Origin of the sequence: Variovorax sp. PMC12 (assembly GCF_003019815.1) — a bacterium.
In the GTDB taxonomy this organism is placed as follows: Bacteria; Pseudomonadota; Gammaproteobacteria; order Burkholderiales; family Burkholderiaceae_C; genus Variovorax.
In genome coordinates this window covers 166189-190175 of record NZ_CP027773.1, presented here as the reverse complement: position 1 = coordinate 190175, position 23987 = coordinate 166189, and the positions used below count along the sequence as shown (strand labels likewise).

Annotated in this window: 25 protein-coding genes; 7 read left to right on the top strand and 18 right to left on the bottom strand. The window is 67.5% G+C overall.

Annotated elements, in window-relative coordinates:
* Nucleotides 1-5: 5 nt before the first annotated feature.
* The 10 genes from C4F17_RS00975 to C4F17_RS00930 form a co-directional block, all read right to left on the bottom strand.
* Nucleotides 6-1028, bottom strand: coding sequence for a LacI family DNA-binding transcriptional regulator (locus C4F17_RS00975; protein WP_106933944.1), 1023 nt, complete (start codon nt 1026-1028; stop codon nt 6-8).
* Between the two features lie 52 nt (nt 1029-1080).
* Nucleotides 1081-2064 carry a 2-hydroxyacid dehydrogenase gene (locus tag C4F17_RS00970; protein ID WP_106933943.1) on the bottom strand — a complete coding sequence of 328 codons (984 nt, stop codon included), beginning with the start codon at nt 2062-2064 and terminating at the stop codon, nt 1081-1083.
* A gap of 5 nt (nt 2065-2069) precedes the next feature.
* The gene (locus C4F17_RS00965; RefSeq protein WP_081267192.1) at nt 2070-3023 is read right to left on the bottom strand and encodes a sugar kinase; all 954 of its coding nucleotides are present in this window, start codon (nt 3021-3023) and stop codon (nt 2070-2072) included.
* A 10-nt stretch (nt 3024-3033) separates the two neighbouring features.
* Entirely contained in the window at nt 3034-3783 is a 750-nt protein-coding gene (locus C4F17_RS00960) for a sugar phosphate isomerase/epimerase family protein (RefSeq protein WP_106933942.1), read from the bottom strand.
* Nucleotides 3783-4538, bottom strand: a complete 756-nt coding sequence (locus C4F17_RS00955) for an amino acid ABC transporter ATP-binding protein (protein ID WP_106933941.1) — start codon at nt 4536-4538, stop codon at nt 3783-3785. Before C4F17_RS00955 ends, C4F17_RS00960 begins: the two co-directional genes overlap by 1 nt.
* Nucleotides 4539-4563: 25 nt before the next feature.
* Nucleotides 4564-5361 carry a transporter substrate-binding domain-containing protein gene (locus C4F17_RS00950; protein ID WP_106933940.1) on the bottom strand — a complete coding sequence of 266 codons (798 nt, stop codon included), beginning with the start codon at nt 5359-5361 and terminating at the stop codon, nt 4564-4566.
* A gap of 62 nt (nt 5362-5423) precedes the next feature.
* Entirely contained in the window at nt 5424-6077 is a 654-nt protein-coding gene (locus tag C4F17_RS00945) for an amino acid ABC transporter permease (protein ID WP_081267196.1), read from the bottom strand.
* A gap of 28 nt (nt 6078-6105) precedes the next feature.
* Complete coding sequence (locus C4F17_RS00940) at nt 6106-6777, bottom strand: amino acid ABC transporter permease (RefSeq protein WP_081267197.1); 672 nt, start codon at nt 6775-6777, stop codon at nt 6106-6108.
* Nucleotides 6778-6905: 128 nt separating this feature from the next.
* Entirely contained in the window at nt 6906-7442 is a 537-nt protein-coding gene (locus tag C4F17_RS00935) for a cysteine hydrolase family protein (RefSeq protein ID WP_106933939.1), read from the bottom strand.
* Nucleotides 7443-7464: 22 nt separating this feature from the next.
* Nucleotides 7465-9057, bottom strand: coding sequence for an esterase/lipase family protein (locus C4F17_RS00930; RefSeq protein ID WP_106933938.1), 1593 nt, complete (start codon nt 9055-9057; stop codon nt 7465-7467).
* 472 nt (nt 9058-9529) lie between these two features.
* On the opposite strand from C4F17_RS00930, the gene C4F17_RS00925 reads away from it, so the two are divergent.
* Nucleotides 9530-10651 carry an MBL fold metallo-hydrolase gene (locus tag C4F17_RS00925; RefSeq protein ID WP_106933937.1) on the top strand — a complete coding sequence of 374 codons (1122 nt, stop codon included), beginning with the start codon at nt 9530-9532 and terminating at the stop codon, nt 10649-10651.
* A 29-nt stretch (nt 10652-10680) separates the two neighbouring features.
* On the opposite strand, the gene C4F17_RS00920 is transcribed toward C4F17_RS00925, so the two are convergent.
* The 5 genes from C4F17_RS00920 to C4F17_RS00900 are packed head-to-tail and all read right to left on the bottom strand — an operon-like array spanning nt 10681 to nt 16736.
* Nucleotides 10681-10872, bottom strand: a complete 192-nt coding sequence (locus C4F17_RS00920; RefSeq protein WP_081267203.1) for a hypothetical protein — start codon at nt 10870-10872, stop codon at nt 10681-10683.
* Entirely contained in the window at nt 10872-13277 is a 2406-nt protein-coding gene (gene parC, locus C4F17_RS00915) for a DNA topoisomerase IV subunit A (protein ID WP_106933936.1), read from the bottom strand. Before parC ends, C4F17_RS00920 begins: the two co-directional genes overlap by 1 nt.
* A 50-nt stretch (nt 13278-13327) precedes the next feature.
* Nucleotides 13328-14230, bottom strand: coding sequence for a lytic transglycosylase domain-containing protein (locus tag C4F17_RS00910; RefSeq protein WP_106933935.1), 903 nt, complete (start codon nt 14228-14230; stop codon nt 13328-13330).
* 19 nt (nt 14231-14249) lie between these two features.
* Nucleotides 14250-14708 (bottom strand): hypothetical protein, encoded by a 459-nt coding sequence (locus tag C4F17_RS00905; protein WP_155742456.1) that lies wholly within the window; start codon nt 14706-14708, stop codon nt 14250-14252.
* Between the two features lie 30 nt (nt 14709-14738).
* Nucleotides 14739-16736 carry a DNA topoisomerase IV subunit B gene (locus C4F17_RS00900; RefSeq protein WP_106933934.1) on the bottom strand — a complete coding sequence of 666 codons (1998 nt, stop codon included), beginning with the start codon at nt 16734-16736 and terminating at the stop codon, nt 14739-14741.
* 158 nt (nt 16737-16894) lie between these two features.
* Between C4F17_RS00900 and C4F17_RS00895 the strand changes: the two genes are divergently transcribed.
* The 6 genes from C4F17_RS00895 to C4F17_RS00875 all read left to right on the top strand — a co-directional run bounded on the left by C4F17_RS00895 (nt 16895) and on the right by C4F17_RS00875 (nt 21851).
* Nucleotides 16895-18118, top strand: a complete 1224-nt coding sequence (locus C4F17_RS00895; RefSeq protein WP_106933933.1) for an MFS transporter — start codon at nt 16895-16897, stop codon at nt 18116-18118.
* A gap of 18 nt (nt 18119-18136) precedes the next feature.
* Nucleotides 18137-18277 carry a hypothetical protein gene (locus C4F17_RS33070; protein ID WP_199851906.1) on the top strand — a complete coding sequence of 47 codons (141 nt, stop codon included), beginning with the start codon at nt 18137-18139 and terminating at the stop codon, nt 18275-18277.
* 19 nt (nt 18278-18296) lie between these two features.
* Nucleotides 18297-18866, top strand: coding sequence for a class I SAM-dependent methyltransferase (locus tag C4F17_RS00890; protein ID WP_106933932.1), 570 nt, complete (start codon nt 18297-18299; stop codon nt 18864-18866).
* A gap of 78 nt (nt 18867-18944) precedes the next feature.
* The gene (dapA, locus tag C4F17_RS00885; RefSeq protein ID WP_106933931.1) at nt 18945-19835 is read left to right on the top strand and encodes a 4-hydroxy-tetrahydrodipicolinate synthase; all 891 of its coding nucleotides are present in this window, start codon (nt 18945-18947) and stop codon (nt 19833-19835) included.
* A 142-nt stretch (nt 19836-19977) separates the two neighbouring features.
* Nucleotides 19978-21069 carry an outer membrane protein assembly factor BamC gene (gene bamC, locus C4F17_RS00880; protein ID WP_081267211.1) on the top strand — a complete coding sequence of 364 codons (1092 nt, stop codon included), beginning with the start codon at nt 19978-19980 and terminating at the stop codon, nt 21067-21069.
* 5 nt (nt 21070-21074) lie between these two features.
* Complete coding sequence (locus tag C4F17_RS00875; protein WP_106933930.1) at nt 21075-21851, top strand: MBL fold metallo-hydrolase; 777 nt, start codon at nt 21075-21077, stop codon at nt 21849-21851.
* An 86-nt stretch (nt 21852-21937) separates the two neighbouring features.
* Here C4F17_RS00875 and C4F17_RS00870 read toward each other — a convergent pair whose 3' ends face one another.
* The 3 genes from C4F17_RS00870 to C4F17_RS00860 all read right to left on the bottom strand — a co-directional run bounded on the left by C4F17_RS00870 (nt 21938) and on the right by C4F17_RS00860 (nt 23977).
* Entirely contained in the window at nt 21938-22243 is a 306-nt protein-coding gene (locus tag C4F17_RS00870) for a hypothetical protein (protein WP_081267213.1), read from the bottom strand.
* 94 nt (nt 22244-22337) lie between these two features.
* Complete coding sequence (locus tag C4F17_RS00865; RefSeq protein WP_106933929.1) at nt 22338-22838, bottom strand: hypothetical protein; 501 nt, start codon at nt 22836-22838, stop codon at nt 22338-22340.
* Complete coding sequence (locus C4F17_RS00860; RefSeq protein ID WP_106933928.1) at nt 22835-23977, bottom strand: JmjC domain-containing protein; 1143 nt, start codon at nt 23975-23977, stop codon at nt 22835-22837. The genes C4F17_RS00865 and C4F17_RS00860 overlap by 4 nt, the downstream gene beginning before the upstream one ends.
* Between the last annotated feature and the right edge of the window lie 10 nt (nt 23978-23987).

The window sequence follows — 23987 nt, the reverse complement described above, 5'->3', positions numbered from 1 at the left end:
CGCAGCTAAGCGTGAGAAGACCCGCGCACCACCAACTCCCCAGGCAACAACAACTGACGAGGCGGCTCCTCCAGCCCCCGCAGCCGCTCGATGAGGCAGGTAGCCGCCGTGCGGCCGATGGCGTCGGTGGGCTGGGCCACAGTGCTCAGGCCGGGACCGATGAGCGAGGCCCATTCGGGATCGTCGAAGCCGACGAAGCCCAGGTCGCTGCCGAACTGCCACCCCAGCCGTGCCATCGCCTGCGCCACGCGCAGCGTGACCACCGCATTGCCCGCGACCACCGCCGCGCGGCGGCCGCGCCTGGCGCGCTGGCGCAAGGCGCGCAGGGCCTCGTCGAGCGCGTCGCTCTCGCCCTCGACGCATTCGAAAATCTCGCCCGCCACGCGCGGCTCGTGCGCCGCCACGCATGCGCCGAATGCGGCCGTCCGCTCGCGCCGCGAACTCACGCCCTTCTGCGGCTCGGTGACGTACAGCAGCTCGCGATACCCGCCCTCGACCAGATGGCCGCAGGTGGCCGTCATCGCGGCATGGTTGTCGAGAGAGACGAAGTCGGTGTGCATGCCGGCGTGGCGGCGGTCCACCAGCACGGCGGGCTTGCCGTGCAGCGTGACCGCGTCGACCACGTTGCTGCCGCGCCCCAGCGTGTTGAGGATGAAGCCGTCGACCTGGTAGCCCGCGAGCGCATCGATGGCTTCGCGCTCGCGTTCGCTCTCGTTGCCGAGGTTGAACAGCATCACCAGGTAGCCGGCGTCCTGGCAGGCCTTCTCGGCGCCGCGCAGCACCGCAACGGAATACGGATTGGTGATGTCGGCCACGATCAGGCCGATGAGCCGCGAGCGGCCATGGCTCAGCGCCTGCGCCATCGGGCTCGGCGAATAGGCCAGCTTGGCGATGGCCACTTCGACGCGCGCGGCGATGTCGGGGCTCAGCAGCCGCTCGCGGTGGTTGAGGAAGCGCGAGACGGTGGCCTTGGAGACACCGGCCGCCTCGGCGACGTCGGCGATGGTGGCGCGGCCGGTGGGCTTCATGGTCTTGCTCCTGCCCTCCCCCAGCGGGGAAGGGAGAAAAGCCTGGCACCGGTCATGCGCTCGCCGTGTCGTACGGCGCCGTCGGCTTCTCGCCGGCCAGCACCTGCAGCAGATTGGTCGTCGCCAGCTCGGCCATGGCGTGGCGCGTCTCGTGCGTGGCCGAGCCGATGTGCGGCAGCGGCGTCACGCGCGGATGCGTGCGCAGCGGCGAGTCGGCCGGCAGCGGCTCTTTCGCGAACACATCGAGGCCGGCGGCGCGCAGCGTGCCGCGGTCGAGTGCGTTCAGCAGCGCGTCTTCGTTCACCGTGGCGCCGCGGCCACCGTTGATGAAGGCGGCGCCCGGCTTCATGCGCGCGAAGAAGGCGGCGTCGATCATGCCGCGCGTGGCATCGGTCAGCGGCAGCATCGCGAGCACGATGTCGGCGCGCGCGAGCAGGTCGTCCAGCGGCGTGTGCGTGGCGCGGCCTTGCAGCTCGGGCGCCTGCGCGGCCAAGTCGACCGGGCGGCGTGCGTGGTACAGCACCGGCATGCCGAAGCCCAGTGCGGCGCGGCGCGCCACGGCCTGCCCGATGCGGCCGAAGCCGAGGATGCCCAGGGTCTTGCCGTGCACGTCGGTGCCGAAGAGTTCTTCGCCGATGTTCTTGGTCCAGCGGCCTTCGCGCACCAGGTTCGACAGTTCGACCACGCGGCGCTGCGTGGCCATGAGAATCGCGAACACCGTGTCGGCCACGGTCTCGGTCAGCACGTCGGGCGTGTGGCACAGCACGATGCCGCGCTTGTGCAGTTCCGCCAGCGGGTAGTTGTCGACGCCGACCGACACGCTCGAAATCACCTTCAATTGCGGCGCCGCGTCGAGCAGCGCGGCATCGATCGGGTGGCTGGATCCGATCAGCCCGTTCGCGGTGCGCAGCGCGGCGGCAAAGGCCTCGGGCTCCTTGCGCGGATCGGCCACGGTGACATGGTGCGCGGCCTGCAGGCGCGCGAGCTGGTCTTCAGGCAGCGGCCGGAAGACGAGGATGTTCTTTTGCTGCGTCATGGCGTTCAGAGCCCCGCTTCTTCGAGTTGCGCCCGCGTCGGCAGGCCTTCGGTGTCGCCCAGCACCTGCACGGCGCGCGCGCCGATCCAGGCGCCGCGGCGCACCGCGTCAGGCACGCTGCGGCCTTCGAGCAGTGCGCTCACCACGCCGGCCGCGAAGCCGTCGCCCGCGCCCACGGTGTCGATCACTTCCTTCACCGGGAAGCCGTCGACGCGGCCGGTGCCGGCCACGTCGCTGTCGTAGTAGGCGCCCGCCGCGCCGAGCTTCACCACCACCAGCTTCGCGCCGCGCTCGCGGTAGAACCTGGCAACGTCCTCGGGCTTGTCGTGGCCCGTGAGCAGCAGGCCTTCTTCGATGCCGGGCAGCACCCAGTCGGCGCGCGAGGCCAGTTCGTTGACCCAGTGGCGCATGGTGTCGGTGGACGACCACAGCGTGGGGCGCAGGTTGGTGTCGAACGAGATGGTGCGGCCGGCGGCGCGCATCACGTCCATGCTCTTCAGCGCGGCCTGCAGGCTGGTGTCGGAGATGGCGGCGAACACACCGGTGGCGTGCAGGTGGCGCGCTGATCGCAGCCAGGCTTCGTCGACGTCGGCCGGGCCCATGTGGCTCGCGGCCGAGCCCTTGCGGTGGTATTCGATCGGCGGGTCGCTGCCGTCGGTGACGCGGCCCTTGAACTGGAAGCCGGTGCGCTGCGTGGCGTCGGTGATCACGTGCGAACAATCGATGCCTTCGGCGCGCATCGCGGCCAGCAGCGCACGGCCCATCGAGTCGGTGCCCAGCCGGCTGGCCCAGCCCACCTTCAGGCCCAGGCGCGAGAGGCCGATGGCCACGTTGGTCTCGGCACCGGCGGTGCGCTTGTGGAACGACTGGGCGTCCTCCAGCGGCCCCGGCCGGTCGGCCACCAGCAGCAGCATGGCTTCGCCGAAGAGAGCGACGTCGAAGGCGGTGGGTTCTGTCATGTCTGTTGTTCTAGCTCTGTGCGCGCGCGGCGCGGATGAAGTCGATCTGCGCGCGGGTGACGGCCGGCAGGTCGTCGCCCACGAGCGGGTATTCGATGGCATGCGGCACGTCGGCCGGCAGCGCGCGCAGCACGGCACGCCATGGCGCCACGGAATCGCCCAGCGGCACCGCCACCCACTTGTGCGGCATGCGCTGCGCGCCCTTGCAATGCACGTAGCGCACGCGGTGGCCGAGTGCCTGCGCGGCCTGCAGTGGGCATTCGCCGACCCAGTGCCAGTTGCCCATGTCGAAGGTCATGCCGAGCGAAACGCCGGCGCGGTCGGCCACGTCGAAGAAGGTCTGCAGCGCGGCCAGCGTGCCGGCGCGCACGGTCTGATCGTTCTCGATGACGAGTTCGATGCGCGTTTCCGCGAGCTCCACCTTCAGGCCCCAGAGCGAGCCGTGCGACGAAGCCTGGAAGTCGCCGATCGACATCTTCAGCCGCTTGGCGCCCACGCGCGTGGCGGCCGCGATGCCGCGCTTGAGCGCGGCGCTGTCGAGCCAGCCGCCCTGGGCCCACAGGCCCTCGGGGCTGGAGTAAACGGATGCCAGCCCGTTCAGCGCGGGCAGTTCCGCGTCGGCGTCGCGCAGCATCTCGCCGCGCACCTCCACCGAATCGGCACCGGCGGCCAATGCCAGTTGCGAGCACCAGAGCTGGCCGTGCCGGCCCACCTCGGCCGCGCCGAAGGACGACAGAGAAATCAGGACCTCGAAGGACATCAGTGGCCTTGGTGCGAACTCAGGATCTGGCCGAGGAACTGGCGCGTGCGCTCATCCTTCGGGTTGCCGAAGAACTCTTCGGGCGGCGCCTGCTCGATGATCCTGCCTTCGGCCATGAAGATCACGCGGTCGGCCACGCTGCAGGCGAAGCCCATTTCGTGGGTCACGCACAGCATGGTCATGCCGTCTTCGGCCAGGCCGATCATGGTGTCGAGCACCTCCTTGACCATCTCCGGGTCGAGCGCGGACGTGGGTTCGTCGAACAGCATGATCTTGGGCGTCATGCACAGCGCGCGCGCGATGGCCACGCGCTGCTGCTGGCCGCCGGAGAGCTGGCTCGGGTACTTGCCGGCCTGCTCGGGAATGCGCACCCGCGTGAGGTACTTCATGGCAATTTCCTCGGCCTGCGCCTTGGTCATGCCGCGCGAGCGCATCGGTGCGAGCGTGCAGTTCTCCAGGATGGTGAGGTGCGGGAACAGGTTGAACTGCTGGAACACCATGCCGACCTCGGCGCGCACCGCGTCGATGTTCTTGCCACCGGCCGTGAGGTCGATGCCATCGACCACGATGCGGCCCTTCTGCACCGTCTCCAGCCGGTTGATGCAGCGGATCAGCGTCGACTTGCCCGAGCCCGAGGGCCCGCAGATCACGATGCGCTCGCCCTGGCGCACCGACAGGTCGATGCCGGTCAACACCTGGAATTCACCGTACCACTTGTTGACCGCTTCCATGCGGATGATCGATTCCGTCGTCATGCCAGGATTTCCTTCAGCTCGGGTCTCAGTTCATTTTCGGCATATCGGCCTGCAGCCACTTTTGATACAGCTTGTTCAGCTCGCCGTTGGCGGTGTTCTTCTGCACGAACTCGTTCACCGCCTTGTGCAGCTCTTCCTGGCCGGGGCGCATCGCGATGCCCATCGACTGCTGCACCAGCGTGAACTTGTTCTCGAAGGTGTTGGCGGGCACGCGCTTGGCGATCTGCGCGGCCACGGTCACCGAGCAGCCGATGGCGTCGACCTGGCCGGAGATCAGCGCCTGCATGGCCGATGCGTCGTCGTCGAAGCGGCGGATCTCGGTGCCTTCCGGGGCGGCCTTGGTCACGGCCACGTCTTGCGTGGACGCACGGGCCACGCCCACGCGCAGGCCCTTCAGGTCGGCGGCGGCCTTGATCGGCGTCTTGCTCGCGCCGTACAGCACGATGGTGGCGGCCGCGTAGGGCTGCGAGAACTGCACCTGCTTCGCGCGCTCGGGCGTGATGGCCAGCGAAGCCACCAGCAGGTCGACCTTGTTGGTCAGCAGGAAGGGAATGCGGTTCGGGCCCGTGACCGGCACGATGTTGGCCTTCACGCCCCAGTCCTTGGCCAGCAGCTTGGCCACGTCGGCGTCGTAGCCGTCGGGCTGGTTCTTGGCGTCGGTGGTGCCGTAGGGCGGAAAGTCGACCAGCATGCCGATGGTGATCTCGCCCTTCTTCTTGATGTCGGCCACGCTCTGCGCGGAAGCGAAGGGAGCGAACACGGTCAGGGCGGCGCCGAGGCCGAGGGCTGCGATCGCCGCGCGGCGGGTGGTGGTACGGGTCATGGAATATGTCTCCTGAATAAAGAAAGGAACGACGAGAAAGAAAAAGCGAGAAAAAAAGGAAATCAGCGGGCCAGCGCGCGGGCGCGCTTGCGCTCCATGCGCGCGGCCAGCAGCGACAGCGGCCAGCAGATCACGAAGTAGATGGCGGCCACCACCGAGAACACGATGAGCGGCTGGAACGTGGCGTTGTTGACGATCTGCCCGGCGCGCGTCACTTCGACGAAGCCGATGATGGCCGCGAGCGAGGTGCCCTTGATGATCTGCACCACGTAGCCCACCGTGGGCGCCAGCGCGATCTTCAGCGCCTGCGGCAGCACCACGTCGCGCATGCGGGAACTGTACTTGAGGCTCAGCGCCTCGGCCGCTTCCCACTGGCCGCGCGGAATGGCCTCGATGCAGCCACGCCAGATTTCGCCGAGGAAGGCCGCGCTGTTGAGGATGAGCGCCACGCCCGCGGCCACCCACGGGTTGATGTCCAGCCCCAGCACCGGCGCGCCGAAGAACACCAGGAACAGCTGCAGCAGCAGCGGCGTGCCCTGGAAGATCTGGATGAAGGTGGTCGAGATGCCGCGCGCCCACGTCGATTCCGACGTGCGCATCAGCGCGATGGCCAGCCCCAGGATCGCGCCGCCAACAAAGGCGATGGCCGACAGCGCGAGCGTCCACTTGGCCGCTTCGAGGATGAAAAGGAATTCGGGAAAACCGAAGGTACGCATGGTGTTGGGCTCCGTCCGTCGTCTGGGCTTACCGGCGGTCCGGGTAGTTGAGCGTGCGCTTGTAGATCAGCTTGAACATTGCGGAGAAGGCAAGCGCCAGCGCCAGGTAGATGGCGGCGACCACGATGTAGATCTCGAAGCTGCGGAAGGTCTGCGACTGCAGGTTGGCGGCCACCGAGGTCAGGTCGTCGGCCGAGATGACCGACACCACCGCCGAGCTCAGCATCAGCAGGATGAACTGGCTGGTGAGCGCCGGATAGATGGCCTTGAGCGCCGGCTTGATGATGACGAAGCGGAAGATTTCCCAGGGCTTGAGGTTCAGCGCCCTGCCCGCCTCGATCTGCCCCTTGGGAATCGACTCGATGCCCGCGCGGATGATTTCCGTGGCATAGGCGCCCAGGTTCACCACCATGGCCACCAGCGCGGCCGTCTGCGGCGACCAGCGCAGCCCGATCGCCGGCAGCGCGAAGAAGAAAAAGAACAGCTGCACGAGGAACGGCGTGTTGCGGATCACCTCGATGTAGGCGTTGATGACGAAGCGCAGCCAGCCCGGCCCCGAAGTCTTGCCCCAGGCGCAGAAGATGGCCACCACCAGGCCCAGCACCGTGGCAATGAGCGAGAGCTGGACCGTGATCCACGTGCCCTTGAGCAGCAGCGGCCAGGCGGCAAAGACGGCGTCGAATTGAAACTGGTAGTTCATGGTGGGCGAGCGCGTGCGAGCCTCGAAAGCAATGCTTGCAGCTTATATGAAACCGGTTTCAGACCCGATTAGGGATTCCCCTAGGTGGTCGTTTTGTCCTACCGGGGAGGCGCTTCCGAGGGAACGGATCAGCCGCCGAATGCGATGTCGGCGCTGGCCACCGCGCGGATCGGCACGCCGAAGCTCGTGATGTCCGAGAGCGTGGCGTTGTGGTGCGCGCGGATCTGCGCGCCGGTGGCGTGCGGCTTGTCGTGCGAGGTGTGCGCATCGGCCGCGAGCACCACCTCGTAGCCCAGCGCGGCGGCGCGGCGCACGGTGGTGTCGACGCAGAACTCCGACGAGTAGCCGCAGACGACCACGCGCTTCACTGCGTGTTCCGACAGCCATGCATCGAGCGGCGTGCGCAGGAACGAATCGGGCGTGGTCTTGCGCAGCTTGGCGTCGCGCGAGTCGGTGTCCAGCGCGCCGACGAGCTGCCAGCGCTCGGAGTCGAACACGAGGTCGACCGCGTTCTCATGCTGGATGAACGCCACCGGCACGCCGGCCGCGCGCGCCCGGGCCGTGAGCGCATTGATGCGCTGCACCACCTGGGCGGCTTCATGGGGACGCGGCGGGTCGTCGCAGAGACCGCGCTGCACATCGATGACGAGGACGGCTGTTTTCATGCAGCCATCGTAGCGGCGCGCCTCAGTTCCAGGCGCTCACTTCGAGCCGTACTTTCCCGGTGATGCCGGGCGCCGCCGGCGCAGCGCCGAGGCTGGAAAGCGGCACGGTGAAGCGCAGCTTGCCGCTGGCCAGCTGCGTGGGGTTCATCGGCAGCGAAGCTTGCCCCGCCGTGTCGGTCTGCCAGCCGTACTTGACGTTCCAGTTCTGCGCGGGGTCGTCCGCGGCGGGCGGTGCGAGCTCGATCACCAGCGTGTCGCGGAACAGCGAGCTGCCCTCGTAATGGCCGTCGAGCCAGAACTTGTTGTTGACCTGGTAGTCGGGCACGCGCACGCCCAGCGTCATGGCATAGGCGAGCGTCGGGCGGTCCTGCTTCACGCGGGCCCTGTTGGCGAGGAACACGGTCGACAGATAGACCGCGCGGCGGGCGGCGGTGGCGGGGTCGGTCAGCTCCTTGTGCGTGCGGCAGGCCGGCGAGTCTTCTTCCGCCACGCGCCGGCTCAGGTACCAGCGCTTGCCGCGCGGCGCGGCCAGCAGCTCGACCTGGTAGAGCGCATCGACGTCGGCACCGGCGGGCAGGTCCGGCGGCAGGGTCACGCCGTCGATGTCGAACCAGATGTCCACGCGCACGTCGCCGAACAGGAAGCGCGTGAGGTTCTGGTAGGCCTCCTCGGAGTTGACGATGCCGAAGAAGCCGGAGTGCGAGCGGTAGGCAAAGGCGGTGGCCACGGGCTGCGTGTTGCCGGCATCGTCGAGCGACCAGAGCGAGGCGTTCTCGATGCGCACCAGCCCGTCGCTGCCGTGGCCCGCGAACATGCGCGACAGGCCCTTGGCGGTCTCGTAGTCGCCGCGGTTGGTGCCGACCATGCAGAAGAAGCGCTCGGCCGGAAAGGCCGAGGCCGGCAGGTAGTCCATGCGCCCGTTGACCGGCGCGGTGGCCATGAAGTCGGACATCTTCTCGCGGTTGAATGTGTTCATCTCGGCCACCGAGAGCCAGGCCGGCACGTTGATGCCGCCCATGTCGATGCCGTTGTGCGGCGTGGCGTAGGTGAACACCTTGTCGACGCAGGCACGCGCGGCCGCGTCGCCGAGCGCGGGGTTCTGCAGGAAGGCGCGCACCACCAGCCCACCCATCGAATGCGCGACGAGGTAGCAGCGAAAGTCGTCCTTCGAATAACCCGGCCCTTCGCGCAGCGCCACGAGGTCGCGCACGCGAAGAATCAGCTGGCTCAGGCCTTGCGCATAGATCTTGACGTCGCGCGCCTGGCCGTCGCCGAGCAGCTCGGAGCCCGCGTCGTAGTAGCGGTAGATGATGAAGGAGGCGGCGGGAATGCCGTCGACGTCGTTGCCGTTTTCGTCGGGCGAAGGTTTCCAGTCGGGGTCGATGATGTCGAGGCCGTTCTGGTAGACGCTCTGGTACTGGAAGTCGGCCAGCAGCCGCACCACGGGCGATTCGAAGACGAACTTCTGCGCCGGCGCTTCTTTCTTGACCGTGGCGCGGTAGACGGTGGAGCCGACGTTGAAGCCGCAGAACGGATCGGCGGCGGTGTCGTCGCGCTCGGCCTCGGTCATGGCGTAGCCGCGCACGTAGATGATGGGATAGCGATTGCTGCTCATGTACCTTGCCGCCTTGTCTTTGGTCTATGAAGCTTTTCAGTTTGACGAGGCGTGGGTCCGGGCGCCATATCGCGCATGGCATAGGACTGGTTTGTTCGCTGTTCGGGGGGCGCTCACGCCGACGGGGTACCTTGCTCCGCGAATGTCCCCCGGGCTTCGCCCTCCTCCTTTATTTCGCTGCGCAAGGCACCCCATCGTCGTGAGCGTTCAGAGCACTGGTTGATCGAACGGCATAGCAGCAGCGCTCGTTGTGCACAGGGCGTCGGGTGCTCCCCGCAGCGAAATAAAGGAGGAGGCCGCAGGCCGGGGGACATTCGCGGAGGGGAGTACCCGGTGGCCTGTGCACGCGCCCTGAAACAAGAGCCCGCGATATACCCCCGCTCCCCAAATGTTTCTACCGCTGAAACCATTGAACCGCGCTTAGTGACTAGTCTTGCACCATCCGACAAACACAAATCCAGAAGGCACTCCCATGGCTGACGACTCAGGTTCGCAGGGCTCCTACCTGCCTCAACTGCTGCGCCGCGGCACCGCACTCGCGGCCGCCGGCTGCGCCTTCGTCGCGGGATGCGGCGCCGCCGGAAGCGGCGAAACACGCTACGACAGCTCGCCCCAATTCCGCGACGGCGGCTTCCACAACATGGCCAACCCCGACCTGCCCCAACAGGCCAGCGCCTGGCGCATCTGGTCCCGCTTCATCGTCGGCAGCAAAGTCGACAGCGTGCCCGTCGACGCCATTCCGGTGAGAACCCTCGAACGCAGCGCACTCGATGCACTCGACACCAACACCAACCACGTCGTGCGCCTCGGCCATTCTTCGCACCTGCTCAAGCTGCGCGGCAAATACTGGCTCATCGATCCCGTGTTCAGCGAGCGCGTGTCCCCTGTGCAATGGGCCGGCCCGAAGCGCTTTCACAAGCCGCCGATCACGCTCGAGCAACTGCCGCCCATCGAGGGCGTCATTCTTTCGCACGACCACTACGACCACCTCGACCTCGCGACCATCCAATACCTCTCGAAAGACGTGAAACGCTACTTCGTGCCGCTGGGCGTGCGCACGCGGCTGGTGGTCATGGGCGTGCCCGCCGAGCGCGTGACCGAACTCGACTGGTGGCAAGACAGCGAGCACGACGGCGTGAAGCTCACCGCCACGCCCGCACAACACTTCTCCGGCCGCACCCTCGGCGACCGCGACCGCACGCTCTGGGCCTCATGGGTGGTGCAAAGCGGCGACCAGCGCATCTTCTACAGCGGCGACTCGGGCTACTTCCCCGGCTTCAAGCAGATCGGCGAGCGCTTCGGCGGCTTCGACATCGCGCTGATGGAAAACGGCGCCTACGACGCCATGTGGCCCGCCGTGCACATGACGCCCGAACAAAGCGTGCAGGCCTTCGAAGACCTGCGCGGCAAGGTCTTCTTCTCGGTGCACAACAGCACCTTCGACCTCGCGTTCCACACCTGGCACGACCCGCTCGACCGCATCGCCGACCTCACCGCCGCGAAGAAGATCGAGCTGGCGACGCCGGTGATCGGGGAAGTGGTGACGGTGGGGCGGGCGCGGACGAATACGCGGTGGTGGCAGGGGCTGCGCTGAGCGGCCCACCGCCTAAACCAGGCAGCCGCCTATTCGCCGCGCTCCTTGCGCTCCCGCGCCCTGCGCACCTGCCGGCTCTCACCAGCCTGCGCGGCAATCCGGTCCTTCTCTCGCTTCTTGGCGGCCCGCTTCTCGCGCATGCGCTTGCCCAGCACATAGCTGCCGATGCCGGTCACCACGGCAATGAAGATGCCGATGACGCTGACGTCGATGCCGCCCATCACTGCACCCGCACGATGCTCGACGGCTTGAAGCCGAGGTCGGCCGCCTTGCCCTTGCGCGCGCGGCTGCCGCGGGCGTTGTTGAGGGTGCGGATCTCCAGGGTCTCTTCGCGCTCCTTGCCGCCGCGGCCGATGCCTTCGATCTTCACGCTGCGCGTGTAGGCGGCGGCTCCGGCGAGGGTGTCCTTGGGCTCGAGGTCGATCAGCGTCAGGCCGCGGCCGCCCTTGGGCAGGCTCTTGAGCTCGGTGATGTCGAAGGTCAGGATGCGGCCGCCGGTCGAGGCGCAGGCCACGTGCGTGGCGGCCGGCATCGGCTCGGCGCCGCTCGCGCCGCCGACCAGCGACGGACGGCAGAGCTGCTCGCCCTCGCCCACGTCGATGAAGGCCTTGCCGCCGCGCTGGCGCGACATCATGTTCTCGACGGTGGCGATGAAGCCGTAGCCGCCGGTGTTGGCCAGCAGCACGCTGGCGCCCACCGGGCCGGCGAAGAAGTGCGTGACGTGCGTGCCGGCATCCAGCTCGATGAGCGTGGTAACGGGCTGGCCGTCGCCGCGCGCGCCGGGCAGCGACGCCACGGGCACGGTGTAGACGCGAACGCTCTTGTCCTTGGCGCTGCCGAACACGAGCAGCGTGTCGACGCTGCGGCATTCGAAGGCGCCGTACAGCGAGTCGCCCGACTTGAAGCTGTATTCGGGGGCCGAAGCGCCGTTGCCGCCGTTCGCGGCGGCCGCCTTCTCGCTGGCCCAGCCCTTCTGCGCACGGACCCAGCCCTTCTGCGACACGATGACGGTGACGGGCTCGTCGACCACCTTCACCTCGGCCACGGCACGCTTCTCGGCCTGGATGAGCGTGCGGCGCGGGTCCTCGAAGGTCTTGGCGTCGGCCTCGATCTCCTTCACCAGCAGGCGGCGCAGCGCGGCGGGGCTGCCGAGGATGTCTTCGAGCTTCTTCTGCTCGTCGCGCAGGCCCGACAGCTCCTGTTCGATCTTGATGGCTTCGAGCCGCGCGAGCTGGCGCAGCCGGATTTCGAGGATGTCCTCGGCCTGGCGATCACTGAGGTTGAAGCGCGCGATGAGCGCCGCCTTCGGGTCTTCCGCCGCGCGGATGATGGCGATCACCTCGTCGATGTTCAGCAGCACCAGCTGCCGGCCTTCGAGGATGTGGATGCGGTCCATCACCTTGTTGAGCCGATGCCGCGAGCGCTTCTCGACGGTGACTTCGCGGAACGCGATCCACTCGTTGAGCATCTGGCGCAGCGACTTCTGCGTGGGCTTGCCGTCGATGCCGACCATCGTGAGGTTGATCGGCGACGAAGTCTCCAGCGAGGTCTGCGCGAGCAGCGTGGTGATGAACTCGTCCTGGCTGATGCGCGAGGTCTTGGGCTCGAACACCAGGCGCACGGCGGCGTCCTTGCTGGACTCGTCGCGCACCACGTCCAGCACCGACAGCATCGCGGCCTTCAACTGGGTCTGGTCGGCGCTCAGGGCCTTCTTGCCGGCTTTGACCTTGGGGTTGGTGATTTCCTCGATTTCCTCGAGCACCTTCTGCGTGCTGACGCCCGGCGGCAGCTCGTTGACCACCAGCTGCCACTGGCCGCGCGCGAGTTCCTCGATCTTCCAGCGCGCGCGCACCTTCAGCGAACCGCGGCCGGTGCGGTAGGCATCGGCGATGTCGCTCGCGTTGCTGATGATCTGCGCGCCACCGGGGTAGTCGGGGCCGGGCACGATGGCGAAGAGTTCTTCCTCGCTGAGCTTGCCGTTCGACTTGATCAGCGCCACGCAGGCGTCGGCAATCTCGCGCAGGTTGTGGCTCGGGATTTCGGTGGCCAGGCCCACCGCGATGCCGCTCGCGCCATTGAGCAGCGTGAACGGCAGCCGCGCGGGCAGCAGGCGCGGTTCTTCGGTGCTGCCGTCGTAGTTGGGAATGAAGTCGACCGTGCCCTCGTCGATCTCGTCGAGCAGCAGGCTGGTGATGCGCGCCAGGCGTGCTTCGGTGTAGCGCATGGCGGCGGCACCGTCGCCGTCGCGGCTGCCGAAGTTGCCCTGGCCGTCGACCAGCGGATAGCGCTGCGAGAAGTCTTGCGCCATGCGCACCAGCGCGTCGTAGGCCGCCTGGTCGCTGTGCGGGTGGAAGCGGCCGAGCACGTCGCCGACCACGCGCGCGCTTTTGACCGGCTTGGCGCCCACGGTGCCGTTGGTGCCCCCGAAGCCCAGCCCCATGCGCGACATCGAATACAGGATGCGCCGCTGCACCGGCTTCTGGCCGTCGGACACATCGGGCAGCGCGCGGCCCTTGACCACGCTGAGGGCGTATTCGAGGTAGGCGGTCTGCGCGTAGTCGGCAAGGGTGAGGGTGGTGTCGCCGTCGGTGGGACCCTGGAGATCGAGCGGTGGTTGGGAGTCCATGAAGAAGAGAGAAAGAAAAACTGTTGCGGGCTGCGTGCTTGCTTGCGCGCTCAGCCCGGATTGACTGCCTCGTCCGATGCCTCGGCCGCGCCGGTCGGCGTGGCTGGCGTCTCGGGAATGTCGGGCATGGTCGGCATGTTGCGCGGCGTGTCCGACGGCATGTTGCCCCGGTTGATCGCGCCGCCCTGCGGCACCGTCAGCTCCATGCGGATGCGCCCCGGCGTCTTGCCGCCGCGCACGCTGCCACCCGTCGCCACGGAGGGCTTCAGGTACGCATAGAGCTGCAGCACGGTCTGCACGTAGTTCTGCGTTTCCTTGTAGTTCGGGATCTTGTTGCCAGCGCGCTGCACGGCGCCCTCGCCCGCGTTGTAGGCGGCAATGGCGAGTTCGATCTGGCCCGGGAACATCGCGATCAGGTCGCGCAGGTAGCGCGAGCCCGCGGCGATGTTGATGCGCGGGTCGAACAGCTTCTTCTCGATGGTGCTGCGCTTGTCCGCCGACACGCCATAGCGCTGCGCGGTGGCGGGCATCAGCTGCATCAGGCCCATCGCGCCCTTGGGCGAGACCGCCTGCGCGTCGAAGCCCGACTCGGTGGCGACCAGCGCCTGCAGCAGTTCGTAGTCGATGGCGTGCTTGCTCGATGCGTCGCGCAGCGCGGCCTTGGCGGTCTTGTAGCCGGGCGAGGCCTCGAACATGGCGAGCAAGGTTTGCGAGGCCTGCGGCACCTTGCCGTCGATGCCGCGCGCACCGCGCCCGAGCGGAGAAATGCCTTTGGTCGTGTCGAAGCTCTGGCCGCCGCGAAAGAAGATCTGGTAGCGCTCGTCGATTTTTTCGGAGGCGAAGTGCGCGACGCCCTTGCTGTCGATGTAGCCGTAGATGTCGGCGGCGTGCGCGCCCTGCTGCGACAGCACCAGGGCTGCACAAAGCATGAAGGGGCGGAACCAGCGTTTCATTGCGATGCGGTCCTGGTCGTCACAGCCGCCAGCCGTAGCGCTTGCGGCGCTCGGCATGGACCGCAGCGTCGTCGCCCATGCTTTGTGCGTGGCCGCCGCCCTTCAGTCCGACCCAGAGCGACATGCCACCCAGCGCAAGCACGAGGAAAAAGACGGGCACGTGTTCGAGTTCGACGCCGGTGAAGATCATCGACACGGCCAGGCCCAAGAAGACCAGCGCGGCGCTCCAGCAAAGGATACGGCGCGTCCAGAGCCACGTGGCAGCGGCGATCCGTTCGATTCGGCTGGGCTCGGCGTTGTCATTGACCGCGTCATCCCACCACCCCATCCAGACGAATAGGAACGCCAGCAACAGGACGAGGCCGGCAAAGAACAGGTCTGGCGGCGTGACCTCCGGATAGGCGCGCACCAGCATCAGGATTGCGCCAGAAGCGCAAGCCCCTGCCAGCGAACCACAAATGATCTTGTGACTGTCCATGCCCTGTCTTGAGGAATATTCCGGTCGGAATCAGACGTCGATATCGACGTCGTCGGCGCGCAGTTCCATGAGCTCGCGCCGCGCCGCCGCTTCGCCCTTGCCCATCAGCTTGGTGATCTCGCCCTGGGTGGACGTGAAGTCGAAACGGCCCAATTGGACCTGCATCAGGCGGCGGGTGTCTGGATTGAGCGTGGTTTCCCACAATTGTTCCGCGCTCATTTCGCCCAGGCCCTTGAAGCGGCTGATGCTCCAGGCGCCTTCGCGCACGCCGTCCTTGCGCAGTTTGTCGAGCGTGGCGGTCAGTTCGCCCTCGTCCAGCGCGTAGACCTTGGAGGCCGGCTTCTTGCCGCGCGCGGGGGCATCCACCCGGAACAATGGCGGTTTTGCGACATACACGTGGCCGGCTTCGATGAGCTTGGGGAAATGGCGGAAGAACAGCGTGAGCAGCAGCACCTGGATGTGCGAGCCGTCCACGTCGGCATCGCTCAGGATGCAGATCTTTCCGTAGCGCAGGCCGCTCATGTCGGGCGTGTCGTTGGGGCCGTGGGGGTCGACGCCAACGGCCACCGAGATGTCGTGGATTTCGGTGTTGGCGAAGAGGCGGTCGCGCTCCACTTCCCAGGTGTTGAGCACCTTGCCGCGCAGCGGCAGGATGGCCTGGCTTTCCTTGTCGCGGCCCATCTTGGCGCTGCCGCCGGCGGAGTCGCCCTCGACCAGGAAGACCTCGTTGTGGCTGATGTCCTTGCTCTCGCAGTCGGTCAGCTTGCCGGGCAGCACGGCCACGCCGGAACCCTTGCGCTTCTCGACCTTCTGGCCGGCGCGCTGGCGCGTCTGCGCGGCCTTGATGGCCAGCTCGGCCAGCTTCTTGCCGTAGTCGACGTGCTGGTTGAGCCACAGTTCGAGCGCGGGCCGCACGAAGCTCGACACCAGGCGCACCGCGTCGCGCGAGTTCAGGCGCTCCTTGATCTGGCCCTGGAACTGCGGGTCGAGCACCTTGGCGCTGAGCACGTAAGAAGCACGCGCGAACACGTCTTCGGGCAGGAGCTTCACGCCCTTGGGCAGCAGCGAGTGCAGTTCGATGAAGCCCTTCACCGCGGTGAACAGGCCGTCGCGCAGGCCGCTTTCATGCGTGCCGCCGGCGCTGGTGGGAATCAGGTTGACGTAGCTCTCGCGCACCGGCTGGCCGTCTTCGGTGAAGGCCACGCACCAGTCGGCGCCCTCGCCTTCGGCGAAGTTGTCGGCGTTCTTGTCGGCATGGCCTCCGCCTTCGAACAGCGGAATGACGGGGTCGCCGTTGAGCGTCTGCATCAGGTAGTCGCTCAGGCCGCCCTTGTAGAGCCACTGCTGGCTTTCCTTGGTCTTTTCGTTCGTGAGCGTGACGCTCACGCCGGGCATCAGCACGGCCTTGCTGCGCAGCAGGTGCGTGAGTTCGCCCATGGGCAGCGCGGAGGTCTCGAAGTACTTGGCGTCGGGCCATGCGCGCACCGTGGTGCCCTGCTTGCGCTCGCCGGCCTCGAGCTTGCGCACCTCGAGTTGCTCGATCACGTCGCCGCCGCTGAAGGCCAGCTTCGCCACCGAGCCCTCGCGGTGGGTCGACACCTCGAGCCGCTTCGACAGCGCGTTGGTCACCGACACGCCCACGCCGTGCAGGCCGCCCGAGAAGCTGTAGGCGCCGCCCGAGCCCTTGTCGAACTTGCCGCCGGCATGCAGCCGGGTGTAGACCAGCTCGACCACGGGCGCTTTTTCCTCGGGGTGCAGGCCGAAGGGAATGCCGCGGCCGTCGTCCTCGATGCTGACCGAGCCGTCGGCATGCAGCGTGACCTTGATCTTCTTGCCGTAGCCCGCGAGCGCCTCGTCGGCGGCGTTGTCGATCACTTCCTGAATGATGTGCAGCGGGTTGTCGGTGCGGGTGTACATGCCCGGGCGCTGCTTGACGGGCTCCAGGCCCTTGAGCACGCGGATGGAGCCTTCCGAGTAGCCGGAGGACGCGGACGAAGAATTGGGGGGAGTCTTGGGGGGAGTCGCCATGGGGGCGGATTGTAGTCAGTCGCCGCCAAACAACTGGATACCCATACAGGAGGCGCTTTGATGCCCGGCGCGCATTGAAACGACGCCTATAAATCATCAATGGCTTTGGCCGCCGGGCCGCCTGCCGAAGCAGCCATGTCGCTACATTCGACGCCATCATGCAAACGCCAGTCCGCACTCTTTCGATCAAGCAAGTCCTCTTCTGCGGGGCGATGATCGTCACGCTCTCCATGGGCATCCGCCACGGCTTCGGCCTGTGGCTGCAGCCCATCACGCAGGCGCAGGACTGGAGCCGACAGACCTTCTCGTTCGCGCTTGCCGTGCAGAACCTGTCGTGGGGCATCTTCGGCGTGTTCGCGGGCATGCTGGCCGACCGCTTCGGCGCGTTCCGGGTGCTGATCGGCGGCTCGGTGTTCTATGCGCTGGGGCTGTTCGGCATGGCGCATTCGCCGACGCCGCTGCTGTTCACACTGAGCGCCGGCGTGCTGATCGGCGCCGCGCAGGCGGGCTCGACCTACGCGGTGATCTACGGCGTGATCGGCCGGCAGATCCCGGCCGAGCGGCGCTCCTGGGCCATGGGCGTGGCGGCGGCAGCCGGCTCGTTCGGGCAGTTCCTGATGGCGCCCGTCGAAGGCTGGCTGATCGGCCACCTGGGCTGGCAGACGGCGCTGGCCGTGGTGGCGGTGCTGGTTCTGGTCATCGTCCCCCTGGCCTTCGGCCTGCGCGAGCCCAGGACCGAAGCCCTGGCCGGCCACCGCGACCAGTCGGTGCTGCAGGCCGTGGGCGAAGCCTTCCGCTACCCCAGCTTCGGGCTGCTGATGGCGGGGTATTTCGTCTGCGGCTTCCAGCTGGCGTTCATCGGCATCCACATGCCGACCTACCTGCGCGACAAGAGCCTGCCGGCCGACGTGGCCGGCTATGCGCTGGCGCTGATCGGGCTGTTCAACGTGTTCGGCACCTACACGGTCGGCCTGCTGGGCCAGACGCTGGCCAAGCGCAAGATCCTGGCGGCGATCTATTTCGCGCGGGCGGTGTCGATCGCGCTGTTCCTGCTGGCGCCCATTTCACCGATGAGCGTGTATGTGTTCTCGGCGGCCATGGGCTTCCTGTGGCTTTCCACCGTGCCCGCGACCAACGCCATCGTGGCGGGCATCTTCGGGGTGGCGCACCTGTCGATGCTCAGCGGCTTCGTGTTCCTGAGCCACCAGGTCGGCTCTTTCCTGGGCGTATGGCTGGGCGGCTACCTGTACGACACCACGGGCAGCTACGACATCGTCTGGTACATCGCCATTGCGCTGGGCGTGTTCGCGGCGCTGATCAACCTGCCGGTGAAGGAAAGCGCCATCGCCCGGGCGCCCCGGCCGTTGGGCGCGGCGGGCTGATTGCGTATAAAGAGCGCCATGACACCACGGATGCGCCACCACATCGTGCACGCCGGCTGGCTCGCCGCCGCGCTGGTGGTGCTGGGCGGCGTGTTCGCCATGTACGTGCATCCGGAGTTCCTGGTGACGCTGGTGGACCAGATCTGGTCCTGTTTCTGACCCCGTTTCTTGATCCGCCATGAAAGATGCAGCCACTGCGCACGGCTCGGGCGCGCCTTCCGAATGGATCGTCCACTGGTCGCACCTGCTCGCGCCCCGCGCCAGCGTGCTCGACGTGGCCTGCGGATCCGGGCGGCACGTGCGCTGGTTCGCCGGGCGCGGCCACGCCGTGACGGGCGTCGACCGCTCGCCCGAAGCCGTGGCGGCGGCCGGCGCCTTTGGCCGCGTTGTCGAGGCCGACATCGAATCCGGGCCATGGCCGTTTGCCGGCCAAGCCTTCGGCGCGGTGGTCGTCACGCACTACCTCTGGCGGCCGCGCATGGCCGACATCGTGGCCGCGGTGGCGCCTGGCGGCGTGCTGCTCTACGAGACCTTCGCGGCGGGCAACGAGACCGTGGGCAAGCCCTCGCGGCCCGACTTCCTGCTGCAGCCGGGCGAGCTGCTCGCCGCCTGCACCGGCCTGCGCGTGGTGGCCTATGAAGACGGTTTCGAGCCCGAGCCGGCCCGCTTCGTCCAGCGCATCGCCGCCGTGCGGGAGGCCGGAAACGCCCCCGGCCAGCCGCCCCGCCACGCCCTTAAGGGAAACTGAGGGGGCCGGGGGGCGTGTTTCCGGCGGCGCCGGAGTAAGTAGAATCGGCGCTTTCGTCCACCGACAAAGAGATTCCCCTTGGAGCAACTGACAGGCAGCATCGTCGCGCTCGTCACGCCGATGCACGACGACGGCAGTGTCGATTACCCCGCCCTGCGGCGGCTCATTGACTGGCACATCGACGAAGGCACTGACTGCCTCGGCGTGGTCGGCACCACCGGCGAATCGCCGACGGTCGATGTCGAAGAGCACTGCGAAATCATCCGCGTCTCGGTCGAACAGGCCAAGGGCCGCGTCCCCGTGATGGCAGGCTGCGGCGCCAACTCCACCAAGGAAGCCATCGAGCTCGCCAAGTTCGCCAAGGGCGTGGGCGCCGACTCCCAGCTCCAGGTCGTGCCGTACTACAACAAGCCCACGCAAGAGGGCCAGTACCAACACTTCAAGGCCATCGCCGAGGCCGTGGGCGACCTGCCCATCGTGCTCTACAACGTGCCCGGCCGCACGGTGGCCGATATGGCGCACGACACCGTGCTGCGCCTGGCGCAGGTGCCCGGCATCATCGGCATCAAGGAAGCCACGGGCAACATCGAGCGGGCCCAGTGGCTCATCCGCGACGTGCCCAAGAACTTCGCCGTCTACTCCGGCGACGACCCGACCGCGGTCGCGCTCATGCTGTGCGGCGGCCAGGGCAACATCAGCGTCACGGCCAACATCGCGCCGCGCAAGATGCACGAGCTGTGCGTCGCCGCGCTGGCGGGCGACGTCAAGCGCGCCATGCAGATCCAGTTCGAACTGATGCCGCTGCACCGCAACCTGTTCGTCGAGCCCAACCCGATCCCGCTCAAGTGGGCCATGGCCAGGCTCGGCCTGTGCGGCGGCGCGCTGCGGCTGCCGCTCACCGAACTGGGCGAAGCCAGCCGTCCGGCGGTCGAAGGCGCGCTGCGTGCCACCGGCCTGCTCAAGAACTGAGCCCCCAAACCATTCCAGACCTGCGATCTGCTTTTTCCCTGGCTGCAACAAGGTTAAGCAACCTTTTGCCCGAACCATGCTCTGAGATGGCGGGCATTGCGGCCCACAGATAGACCGAACCATTCCAACAAGGAAGACGACGTTGAAGAACCTTTCGCAAATTTCGCGATATGCATTGCTGGCCACCCTGGTCGCCAGCCTCGCCGCCTGCTCCGTCCTCGAGAGCGACAAGATCGACTACAAGAGCGCCGGCAAGGCCCCGACGCTCGAAGTCCCTCCCGACCTCTCCCAACTCTCGCGCGACAACCGCTACGCCATTCCCGGCGGCGCCGTGACCGCCAACGCCTACCAGGCCGGCATTGCCAACGCCCCGGGCGTGCCCACCGCGGTGAGCAACATCGGCGACGTCAAGATGGAACGCTCGGGCACGCAGCGCTGGATCGTCGTCAACCGCACGCCCGACCAGCTCTGGGAGCCGGTTCGCGACTTCTGGCAGGAAAGCGGCTTCCTGCTGACCACCGACCAGCGCAACCTGGGCATCATGGAAACCGACTGGGCCGAGAACCGCGCCAAGCTGCCGCAGGACATCATCCGCGGCACGCTGGGCAAGCTGGTCGACTCGGTCTACTCGACCGGCGAACTCGACCGCTTCCGCACCCGCCTGGAACGCACGCCCAACGGCACCGAGATCTTCATCAGCCACCGCGGCATGCAGGAGGTCTACAACAACTCCCGCCAGGACCAGACCGTGTGGCAGCCCCGCCCCAGCGATCCCGAGCTCGAGACCGAATTCCTGCGCCGCCTGATGGTCAAGCTCGGCGTGTCGCAGGAACAGTCGAAGATCCTGGCCGCCACCACGGCGCCGGCACGCACCGCCACCATCACCAAGATCGGCAACCAGCCGGCCGTGCAGATCAGCGAAGGCTTCGACCGCGCATGGCGCCGTGTCGGCCTGGCGCTCGACCGCACCGGCTTCACCGTGGAAGACCGCGACCGCAGCGCCGGCGTGTACTTCGTGCGCTACGTGCCGCCGAACCCCGACAAGAAGGAACCCGGCTTCTTCGGCAAGCTGTTCAGCGGCTCGAGCAAGGCCGAGGCACCCCTGAAGTTCCGCATCTCGGTCAAGAGCCAGGGCGAGAGCAGCACGGTCGTCGTGATGAACGAAGCCGGCGCGCCTGAAACGTCGGCCAACGCCGACCGCATCGTCAAGGTCATCGCCGACGACCTGAAGTAACCCGCATGCTCCGCTTCCGAAGTCTCGGCAGCGGCAGCACGGGCAACGCCGCGCTGGTCGAAGCGACCAGCGGCGGCCGCACCTCCCGCATGTTGGTCGACTGTGGCTTCGGCCTCAAGCAGCTCGACCTGCGGCTGGCCCGCGCAGGCCTTGCCGCCAGCGACATCCATGCAGTCTTCGTCACGCACGAGCACGGCGACCACATCGGCTGCGCCCATTCGCTCTCGCGGCGCAACCGCATTCCCGTGTGGATGAGCGAAGGCACGTGGCTCGCCACCGGCGGGCGCGATTTCGAGGGCCTGCTGAACATCGCGCGCGACGACGCCGAGTTCACGGTCGGCGACATCGGCGTGCAGCCTTTCACGGTTCCCCACGATGCGCGCGAGCCGCTGCAGCTGCGCTGCACCGACGGCAATCGCACGCTCGGCGTGCTGACCGATCTCGGCCATGCCACGGCGCACGTGCTCGCGCGCCTGAGCGGCGTGCATTCGCTGCTGCTCGAGTTCAACCACGACAGCGAACTGCTGGCCGGCTCGGCCTACCCGGCCTTTCTCAAGCACCGTGTGGGCGGCAACTACGGGCACCTGTCGAACACGGCCGCGGCGGACATCGCGCGCGCGGTGCTGCACGGCGGCCTGCGCCATGTGGTCGCCGCGCACCTGAGCGAGCAGAACAACCGGCCCGAGATCGTGCGCCGCCTGATGGCCGAGGCACTGGGCGGCGAAGAGTCGGAGATGCTCACAGCCGATGCTGCCGAGGGCTCGCCCTGGCTCGACGTATGAGCCTCGGCTCGGCCTTGCTCACTCTCCGCTAATAAAAAAAACCGCCTCGTGGCGGTTTTTTTATCGCTCAGGCGAAAGTGCCTTGCTCATTGCTGCTTCGGCGCTTCGTTGTTCTTCTTCGCGGCCTCGGTGGCTGCATTCGCGGCATCGAGCGAAGACGAAGCACCGGGCGCCGGCGTAGCGGACGAAGTGCTCGCATCAGGCGTGGTGGTGGTGGCAGGCGCGGGAGTCGCGTCGGAAGACGGTGCGGGCGCAGGAGCGGGCGCGGGTTCGGTCACGGGCGCAGGAGGCGGCGTCACGACAGCCGGCGCTGCATCCTCCTTCTTTCCGCAGGCGACGAGCGCGGCAGCGGCGATGAGCGAGGCGATCAGGACGGACGATGACTTCTTCATGGAATCTCCTTTGGCAATGAAGGTCTGGAACGAAAAAATTCTAGACCTGCATATCGCCTCGAATATGTCTGGCAGCCGCATTCGCGGCATTGGCTTACAAGCCCAGAGTCGACGCAGGAAACGCGGGCCGCGCGATGCGCCAGCGCTCGTCGATCGACTCGCGCAGCGCACGGCGCGCGCGTGCATCGGTGCCACTCACGCCGCGGCTGCGCTCGGGGTCGATGCGATGCACGAACCATGTGGGCGTCCAGATGGCGCTGGGCACTTCGGAGCCGGCGGCCTTGCCGGTCGCGCGGCATTCGATGATGTGGTCCCACATGCGGCGCCATGGAACGAAGCGCGCATGGCCGCGCTCGAGAATGTCGAAGCGCTGCGCAAGCAGCACCAGGCGTCGTCCGCTGGCCGACCATGCCTGCAGCGCCTCGATGCTCGCGCGCTCGCCGAGCGGCCAGTCGGCGAAGTCGGGATCGCTGAAGACGATCTCTTTCCAGCCCTCGCGCGCGGCGGCGGCCAGTGCCTTGCGCAGGATCGCATCGAAGGCCTCGCGGCCGTCGAAGCGCCCTTCGCTCAGCAGTGGTGCGGCCTCGTCATTCATTCGGCATGGAGCCAGCCCGCTTCCGACCAATCGGCAAGCAGCGCCAGCGCACCCTCGCTGGCGCGGCCCAGTTCGCGCGGGCCCAGCGCGCGCTGGTCGGCAAGGCGGCGCATCAGCGTGGCGTCGGCTCCGCCGGCACGAAAGCTCTCGCCGTTGATGTAGATGTGCCGCGTGTCGTAGAGCATGCGCGTGCGGCGGTCCAGCACCACGCGCTGCATGTTGCCGGGCGCCTGGCTGCCCTCGCCGAACCACACGTTGGCCTTGGGCTCCGTGAGCGACTCGCCGAGCGCGCGATCGACGGCGTCGGCATCGCGCAGCGCGGCTTCCACGGCCTTGCGCGCGAAGCCCTGCAATGCGGCGGGCATCTGCGCGGGGTTGTCGACGGCCGGTTGCGTGGGGTCGCGGTAGCGCGCCAGTTCGGCCGGGCCGGCGTCTTCCAGGTCTTCCGAGTAGGCCTGCGCCATGCGCGCAAGCAGGTCGGCACCAAGCTCGCCCAATGCGGACGAACGCAAGCCGATCGAGCAGGTCATGCAGTCGTCGCCCACGGCCACGCCGTCATGCGCATAGCGAGGCGGCAGGTACAGCATGTCGCCGGGCTCGAGCACGAAGGTCTGCTCGGGCTCGAAGTTCTCGAGGATCTTGAGCGGCACGCCGGGCTGCAGCCGCAGGTCGCTCTGCTTGCCGATGGACCAGCGGCGCCGGCCCTGCGCCTGCAGCAGGAACACGTCGTAGCTGTCGAAATGCGCGCCGACACCACCGGTGTCGCTCGCATAGCTGATCATCAGGTCGTCGAGGCGGGCATCCGGCAAGAAGCGAAACTGCCGCAACAGTTCGTGCACGCCCTCGTGGTGCAGGTCGACGCCCTGCACCAGCAGCGTCCAGGCCGGCTGCTTGAGCGGCGGCAACGCACGGCGCGGCAGCGGGCCGTGCTTGAGCGACCAGCCGGCCTTGCCATGCCGGATCAGGCGGGACTCGACTTCTTCCTGCTCGGCCAGCGCAAACAGCGCATTGCGCTCGATCGGTGGCACCATGGCGGGAATGGCCTGGCGAACCAGCAAGGGCTTTTTCTGCCAGTACCGCCGCATGAACTGCGCGGCGCTCAGGCCGCCGAGCAACGGCAGCGGTTGATTAATCTCCATGGGAGAATTC